This window comes from Variovorax sp. 20P10.2.4 (assembly GCF_058244205.1).
This window is the reverse complement of sequence record NZ_JBZAYE010000366.1, coordinates 1-7,425: the sequence shown is the minus strand read 5'-3', so window position 1 is coordinate 7,425 and position 7,425 is coordinate 1. Positions and strand designations below refer to the sequence as shown.

The 7,425-nt window shown below is 69.3% G+C and carries 6 protein-coding genes and 1 pseudogene; 6 read left to right on the top strand and 1 reads right to left on the bottom strand.

Annotated features, from left to right (window positions below; all coding sequences use genetic code 11):
* The 4 genes from AC27VN_RS27025 to AC27VN_RS27010 form a co-directional block, all read left to right on the top strand.
* On the top strand, positions 1-485 hold a 485-nt coding region (locus AC27VN_RS27025), incomplete at its 5' end, for a YdcF family protein (RefSeq protein WP_490878522.1).
* Positions 469-1,515 carry a tyrosine recombinase XerC gene (locus tag AC27VN_RS27020; RefSeq protein ID WP_431511503.1) on the top strand — a complete coding sequence of 349 codons (1,047 nt, stop codon included), beginning with the start codon at positions 469-471 and terminating at the stop codon, positions 1,513-1,515. The genes AC27VN_RS27025 and AC27VN_RS27020, both read left to right, overlap by 17 nt.
* Positions 1,512-2,735, top strand: a complete 1,224-nt coding sequence (locus AC27VN_RS27015; protein ID WP_489040879.1) for a class I SAM-dependent rRNA methyltransferase — start codon at positions 1,512-1,514, stop codon at positions 2,733-2,735. The genes AC27VN_RS27020 and AC27VN_RS27015 overlap by 4 nt, the downstream gene beginning before the upstream one ends.
* A gap of 121 nt (positions 2,736-2,856) precedes the next feature.
* Positions 2,857-3,909 (top strand): CobW family GTP-binding protein, encoded by a 1,053-nt coding sequence (locus tag AC27VN_RS27010; protein ID WP_093353350.1) that lies wholly within the window; start codon positions 2,857-2,859, stop codon positions 3,907-3,909.
* 175 nt (positions 3,910-4,084) lie between these two features.
* Here the strand turns inward: AC27VN_RS27010 and AC27VN_RS27005 are convergent, their stop codons facing one another.
* Complete coding sequence (locus AC27VN_RS27005; protein ID WP_490878521.1) at positions 4,085-5,542, bottom strand: YdgA family protein; 1,458 nt, start codon at positions 5,540-5,542, stop codon at positions 4,085-4,087.
* A 704-nt stretch (positions 5,543-6,246) separates the two neighbouring features.
* Here AC27VN_RS27005 and dksA point away from each other — a divergent pair.
* A complete protein-coding gene (dksA, locus tag AC27VN_RS27000; RefSeq protein WP_408908436.1) occupies positions 6,247-6,939 on the top strand; it encodes an RNA polymerase-binding protein DksA in 693 nt (230 codons plus the stop codon).
* Positions 6,940-6,985: 46 nt separating this feature from the next.
* A pseudogene (locus AC27VN_RS26995) lies at positions 6,986-7,425 on the top strand (STAS domain-containing protein); the annotation flags it as partial.

Genomic DNA, 7,425 nt, shown 5'->3' with positions numbered 1-7,425 from the left:
CCGCGCTGGTGCTCGGCAACCGCGCCTACCTGCGCGGCAAGCCCAATCCCTGCCTGACCGGGCGCGTCGACGAGGGCGTGGCCCTGGCGCGCGCCGGGCTGGCGCGCGAGCTGCTGTTCTCGGGCGGCGTCGACAGCGAGGACGGCCGCATCGAGGCCGAGGTGATGGAGCAGCATGCGCGCGCCGTGGGCCATGCCGGGCCGATGCGGCAGGAGCGGGTGTCGAGCTCGACGCGGCTGAACCTCGCGCTCTCGACGCCGATGCTGCAGGCGGCCGGCGTGCGCAGCGTGATCGTGGTGTCGGAGCCCTATCACCTGTGGCGCGTGAAGCGGCTGGCACGCAACAGCGGCTTCGACCGCGCCTTCGACGTGCAGTACGCGGCCGCGCCCTCGAGCTGCTGGCGACGCTGGGGCATGGTCTTCAAGGGCGCATTGCGCGAGCCGCTCGCGGTCGTGAACAATGCCGCGCATGGCTACCTCTTCTAGCGCGGCCGGGGCCGAGGCCCCGCCCGCCGACTCGGGCTGGATCGAGAAATACCTGGAGTACGTGCGCGTGGAGCGCCGGCTGTCGGCGCGCACGCTCGAGCTCTACAGCTACCACCTGAAGGAACTGGCGGCGAACGCGGCCGAGGCGAAGCTGCCGCTGGATCGCGTGCAGACCGCGCACGTGCGCCGCTGGATGGCGCAGCTGCATGGCTCGGGCCGCGAGCCGCGCGGCATCGCGCTGGTGCTGTCGTGCTGGCGCAGCTTCTACCGCTGGCTCGGGCACGAGAAGCTGATCGGCTTCAACCCGGTGCAGGACGTGCACGCGCCCAAGGCCGACCGCCCGCTGCCCAAGGCGCTGGGCGTGGACGACGCGGTGCGGCTGGCCGAGCTGCACGACACCGAGGCCGACCCCTGGACCGAGACCCGCGACCGCGCGATCGTCGAGGTGCTCTACGGCTGCGGCCTGCGCGTGAGCGAGCTCACGGGGCTCGACGCGCGCGCGAGCCAGACCGCGCGCGGCTGGATCGACATGGACGCCCACGAGGCCAGCGTGCTCGGCAAGGGCAGCAAGCGGCGCATGGTGCCGGTGGGCTCGAAGGCCATCGAGGCGCTGACGGCCTGGCTCGCGGTACGCGGCGACTGCGCGGCGCTCACGGCCGCCACCCTGCGCGAACCGGCCGAGGCGGCGGCGCTCTTCATCAGCGCCAAGGGCGTGCGCATGTCGTCGCAGGCGGTGTGGAAGCTGCTGCGCGGGCGCAGCCTCAAGGCCGGCCTCGCGACGCCGGTGCATCCGCACATGCTGCGCCATTCCTTCGCGAGCCACGTGCTGCAGTCGAGCAGCGACCTGCGCGCGGTGCAGGACCTGCTGGGGCACGCGAACATCGCGACCACGCAGGTCTACACGCGGCTCGATTTCCAGCACCTGGCGCGCGCCTACGATGCGGCGCATCCGCGCGCGCGGGCCCGCGACGACGATGGCGGCAGTGGCAGCAGCCGTGGCGTCAAGAAAACTCCCGACAAGAAAACATGAAAACCCTCCGACTCAAGCCCGGCAAGGAGCGCTCGCTGCAGCGCCGCCATCCCTGGGTGTTCGAATCCGCCATCGCGCGCGGCGGCGCCGATGCCGGCGAGACCGTGCGCATCGAATCGCACGACGGTGCCTTCCTCGCCTGGGCGGCCTTCAGCCCCGATTCCAAGATCCGCGCGCGTGCCTGGAGCTTCGTCGAGACGCAGCGCATCGACGCGGCCTTTCTCGCGTCGGTGGTGGCGCGCGCGGTCGCGGCGCGCGGCCTGTTCGATTTGCAGAGCGACGGCGTGCGGCTGGTGCATGGCGAGGCCGACGGCCTGCCGGGCCTGATCGTGGACCGCTACGGCGACACGCTGGTGGCGCAGTTCCTGTCGGCCGGCGTGGAGCGCTGGAAGGCCGTGCTGGCCGATGCGTTGCTGAAGGCGACCGGCCTGTCGAAGCTCTACGAGCGCTCGGATGCCAGCGGGCGCGAGCGCGAGGGGCTCAAGCCCGTGACGGGCTGGCTGCGCGGACAGGACGAAGCGACCGAGATCGTGATCCGCGAGCACGACTGGAAGCTGTCGCTCGACATTGCCACCGGCCACAAGACCGGCTTCTACCTCGACCAGCGCGACAGCCGCCGGCGCTTCGCCGAGATGGCGCGGCACCGGCGCTTCCGGCGCGTGCTCAACTGCTTCTGCTACACGGGCGGCTTCACGGTGGCGGCGCTCGCGGGCCTGAAGGCGGCGGACGCGGTGAAGGGCGCCTCGCTGGTGTCGGTCGATTCCTCGCTGCCGGCGCTCGAGCGCGCGCGCGGCCACCTGGCGCTCAACGGCTTCGACGCGGCGGCCGACGGTTTCGAGGCCGAGTTCCTCGACGCCAACGTCAACACCGTGCTGCGCGAGTTCCTCGACCAGGGGCGCAGCTTCGACGCGATCGTGCTCGATCCGCCGAAGTTCGCGCCCACGGTGGCGCATGCCGAGCGCGCCGCGCGCGCCTACAAGGACATCAACCGGCTCGCGCTCAAGCTGCTCGAGCCGGGCGGGGTGCTGCTGACCTTCTCGTGCTCAGGCGGCGTGGGCGCCGACCTGTTCCACAAGATCGTGGCCTCGGCCGGGCTCGATGCCGGCGTGGACGGCTACATCGCCGAACGCCTGGGCGCGGCGCCCGACCATCCGATGACCATCGAATTCCCCGAGGGCGAGTACCTCAAGGGGCTGGCGGTGGTGCGAAAACCCGCTTGACCGTGCCGGCCGAAGGGGGCTTGGCCCCCGCGGCAACGCAACTCAGTGGCACTGGCTACACTGCCCGCCAGTTTCCCGCTTTCCGATCCATTCCATCCGTTTTCCGCTTCCGGAGCACCCCATGGCCCTGATTCCCGCCACCATCCTCACCGGCTTCCTCGGCTCGGGCAAGACGACCTTGCTCAAGCGCATCCTGACCGAGGCCCACGGCCAGAAGATCGCGGTCATCGAGAACGAGTTCGGCGAGGAGAACATCGACAGCGACATCCTCGTGACCGAATCGAAGGAGCAGATCGTGCAGATGAGCAACGGCTGCGTCTGCTGCACCATCCGCGAAGACCTGCGCGAGGCGCTGCAGCTGCTGGCCGCCAAGAAGCGCCAGGGCCTGCTGGAGTTCGACCGCGTGGTGATCGAGACCACGGGCCTGGCCGATCCCGGCCCGGTGGCGCAGACCTTCTTCATGGACGACGAGATCGCCGAGAGCTACCTGCTCGACTCGATCCTCACGCTGGTCGATGCCAAGCACGCGCCGCAGCAGCTCAACGACCGCCAGGAGGCGCGCCGCCAGGTGGGCTTCGCCGACCAGATCTTCATCAGCAAGAGCGAGCTGGTGTCGGCCGAGGAGACCGAGGCGCTGATCCATCGCCTCAAGCACATGAACCCGCGCGCGCCGCAGCAGAAGGCGCATTTCGGCGACGTGCCGCTTAAGGACATCTTCGACCTGCGCGGCTTCAACCTGAACGCCAAGCTCGACATCGACCCCGACTTCCTGAAGGAAGACGACCACGACCATCACGACCATGACCACGCGCATGGCGAGCACTGCGACCATCCCTCGCACAAGCACGAGGGCCACGGCCACCATCACCACACGGACGACGACGTCAAGAGCTTCGTCTACAAGGCCGACCGCGCCTTCGACCCGGCCAAGCTGGAAGATTTTCTGGGCGCGATCGTCAACATCTACGGCCCGCGCATGCTGCGCTACAAGGGCGTGCTGAACATGAAAGGCACCGAGCGCAAGGTGATCTTCCAGGGCGTGCACCAGCTGATGGGTAGCGACCTCGGTCCCGAATGGGGCAAGGACGAGCAGCGCCAGAGCCGCATGGTGTTCATCGGCATCGAGCTGCCGCGCGAGATCCTCGAGCAGGGGCTCGAGCAGTGCCTGGTGTGACAAGGCATGAATAAACCTACTGCGCGCCCCGATCTCGCACCTGCGGTCCTCACCGCACAAGGTACGGCTCCGGTCCTCGGCGCGACCTCGGGGCGCTCGCTACGGTTTCTTCACACCTTGTGAGCTGAAGGTCCCGGATGAAGAAAAGGCGCCGGCCGCGAGGCCCGGCGCCTTTTTACTTGGCGGGCAGCTCGACGGGCTTGCCGATCAGCTTGAGCTGGCCGTTGCTGAACTCGACCTGGCTGGTCACGTCGTCGCCCGCGCGCTTCAGGTAGCCCTGCTGCTCGAACTGTTCGATCATCAGCGCGACCACTTCGGGCGACGGCGCCTGGCTGCCGCCGGCGGTCTCGGCGATCTTCTCGATCCACTTCACCGGCAGCCGCCCGTTGGCCTTGAGCACGCCGCGTTTGAGCAGCAGCGCGTTGCCGGGCAGCTGCAGGTCCTCGTCGGTCACGCCGGCCATGGCGACCGAGTAGCCGAACTCGGCGCGCTGGCCGTCGATCTCGACCAGCAGGCGGTCGACACCGACCTCGGGGCCATGCTTGGCCATGGCCTTGAGATCGGGCGCGAGCTGGTCGGCCAGCGCGCGCAGCGCGGCCTGCGAGGCCTTGCCGCGGATGCAACCGTTGGCCGCGGCCGAGCGGGTCCAGGCCTCGGCCAGCTTGCGGTAGCCGCCGACGTCGATGCGGCGCGTGCTGCTGGCCATCTCGAAGTTGTCGATGCGCGTCGCGCCGACCGAGCCCGTGCCCTTGAAGGTGCCGGTGCCGGTGTAGAGGCCGTTCTCGATGGTGGCGTCGCTGGCGGCCTCCAGGCCCTGCAGCACGATGGCGGGGAAGGGCTTGGCGGGGGCGGCGTCGGCATTGGCCTTCTTGCCGGCCACCGTGAATTCCAGTGCCTCGAGCCGGCCCGTGCTCTTGCCGGTGGCCAGCATCCAGCCGTGGCGGATGTCCAGGTCGGCCCGGGCGCCGAGCTTGCCCATCTTGAGGTTGACGCCGTTGCGCAGGTCCGCGGCCTCGAAGCCGGGCAGGGCGAGTTCGTAGTGCGCCTCGGTGCGCGCGCCGTCGACCCGCACGCGCAGCTGCGCGCCCTGCCAGGAGACGCGGGTCTTGCCCTCGTCGGCGAACTGGCCGGGCGCGAGCGTGATCTCGCTGGCGTAGCCGCCGTCGAAGCCGACCCGGGTGTGGGCGCCGAAGGGCCTGGCGTCGCCGAACACCTTCTTGGCCTCGGCCTGGCCCTTGATGTCGAGCAGCAGTTCGCTGTCGATGGTGGCCGCGGCCAGGCTGCCGCCGGCCAGCGGGCCGTGGCGGATGGTGTCGCGGAAACTCAGGCGCAGCGGCTTGGACGGGGTCGGCGCGGCCTCCTCGCCGTCCTCTTCCTCCGGGTCCGCGGGCGGCGCGCCGGCCACGGCGGCGTCGGCCGGGCAGCCGAGTTCCAGCGTCACGGTGCTGACCGCGCCGAGGAAGCCGCGCTCGTAGCTGCGCTCGGTCACGCGCACCAGCGCGCTTTGCTGCGGCAGTTCCGCGAAGGCGCTGTCGTAGACGGATTTCACCTTGTTGCCGGCCCACCAGGTGCTGCCGGCATAGGCCAGCGCGATCGCGGCGGCCAGGACTCCCAGGACTGTCTTCTTGCTCAAGTTCGGCTTTCTTGTAGGGGTATCCAGGGCCGTGAGGCCCCTGGCGCCGGCCCTCCGCCGGCGCGGCGCGATGCTACCGGAGCGCCGTGGGGGCCAAACGCATCGCCCGCGCATTCGAGTTCTCTATACAATCGCGCGCCTGTTGAAAACGCCAGGTCCCCCCGCAAGGGGGCGGCAGGGGTCGAAGACAGGAGGGCGCCGCATGTTTGCGGCGGGCTTTCGGGGGTATAACCCCGGGGTTCGCCGACCGGCGGATGCCCTCGACAACGTGGAGCCCGCGCGGCCGACCAGGTCCGCAGTGGCTCCCATGGGAGGAGACACCAGTGAAAGCGCGTTCCAGTTCGTCCAAGGAGCCAGTCACCGTGAAGAAGCCCGCCGCCAAGGCCACGCCAGCATCCAGGACCGACGCCACCAAGGCGACGGCCGCGAAGCCGGCTGTACCGGCGGCCAAGAAAGCATCTTCCGCGACGGCGACCGTAGCGAAGAAGGAAGGCGCCGCAGCAAAGAGCGTCAAGACAGAGAAGACCGCAACGCCCACGGCCAAGGCCGCGAGCGCATCGGCGAAGAAAGCAGTTCATCCCGCCACCAAGCCTGCCAGCGAGCCGGCGGCAACCGTCCCGGCCAAGAGCGCGAGCAAGACAGCCAAAGCGGGTCCATCGTCCACCAAACCCGTCGGCCCGCGTGCCGTTTCACCTGTTCCCCCGATTCCCATGAAAAAAACGGCTGCCGCCTCTTCCTCCGCCCCGGCGACACCTTCGACCCCCGAGCCCGAAGTCGCCACGGCAACGGCCGCGCCCGCCCCCGCCCGCGGCGGCCGGGTGTCCCGCCTGTCGCAACTGACGGTGCCCTCGATGCCGCAATCGGTGGCATCGACCGCCGCCAAGTCCAGCTTTATCCAGACCGCCTCGCAGGCGCTGGTTCCGCCTCCCCCCGTGAATGTGAAGAAAGATCCGAAGTTGGCCAACAACTGGAAGACCAAGTCCGTCGAAGAACTCAGCGATGCCGAAGTCATCGCGATGCCCGATGCCGAGTACATGAACGAGAAGCAGATGGCCTTCTTCCGCCTGAAGCTCGTCGAACTCAAGCGCGGCATTCTCGAGAATGCCGGCGAAACCACCGAGCACCTGCGTGAAGACACGGTGGTCGTGCCCGATCCGGCCGACCGCGCCACCATCGAGGAAGAACATGCCCTCGAGCTGCGCACCCGCGACCGCGAACGCAAGCTGCTGAAGAAGATCGAGCAGTCGATCCAGCGCATCGACGCCGGCGACTACGGCTACTGCGACGAAACCGGCGAGCCGATCGGCGTGGGCCGCCTGCTGGCCCGCCCGACCGCCACGCTGTCGCTCGAAGCGCAGCAGCGCCGCGAGCTCAAGCAGAAGATGTTCGGGGACTGAGCGCCGGTTCTCCGGCCCGGCTCCGACCGTCGTCCATCGCCCGCGAATGCCAAAGGAAGAAACGGGCCGCCTGCTTTCCAAGGTGGCGAAGTTCGTCCGCAATCCGCTCAAGGATTGGTCGGAGCTGGACACCCCCTCGACGACGAACGCCTCCGATTCCTCGCTGCCCGACCCGGCCTACAGCCGGGAAATGCTCAAGGAGATGATCGAGCGGCGCCAGCGCAACGATTTCGTGCGCCGGCGCGAGTTCGACATGCTGCGCAAGCTGCGCCAGCGCGAGGCCGCCGCCCACGCCTTCGATGCGACGGTCACGCCGTCGTCGTTCAACATCAACAGCACCTCGGAGAAGTCCGAGGGCCGCGCGCTCACGCTCAAGAAGATCGACGAGATCGAGGAGCAGATGTCGCAGCAGTGGTGGAAGGGGCGCGGGCCGAACGGCGAGACGCTGGTCAAGTCGCCGCCCGACGCGGGCGCCGAGACGCTGTC

Coding starts and splice junctions, on each gene's coding strand:
- AC27VN_RS27015 (WP_489040879.1), top strand. CDS start 1,512: ATGAAAACCCTCCGACTCAAGCCCGGCAAGGAGCGCTCGCTGCAGCGC.
- AC27VN_RS27020 (WP_431511503.1), top strand. CDS start 469: ATGGCTACCTCTTCTAGCGCGGCCGGGGCCGAGGCCCCGCCCGCCGAC.
- AC27VN_RS27010 (WP_093353350.1), top strand. CDS start 2,857: ATGGCCCTGATTCCCGCCACCATCCTCACCGGCTTCCTCGGCTCGGGC.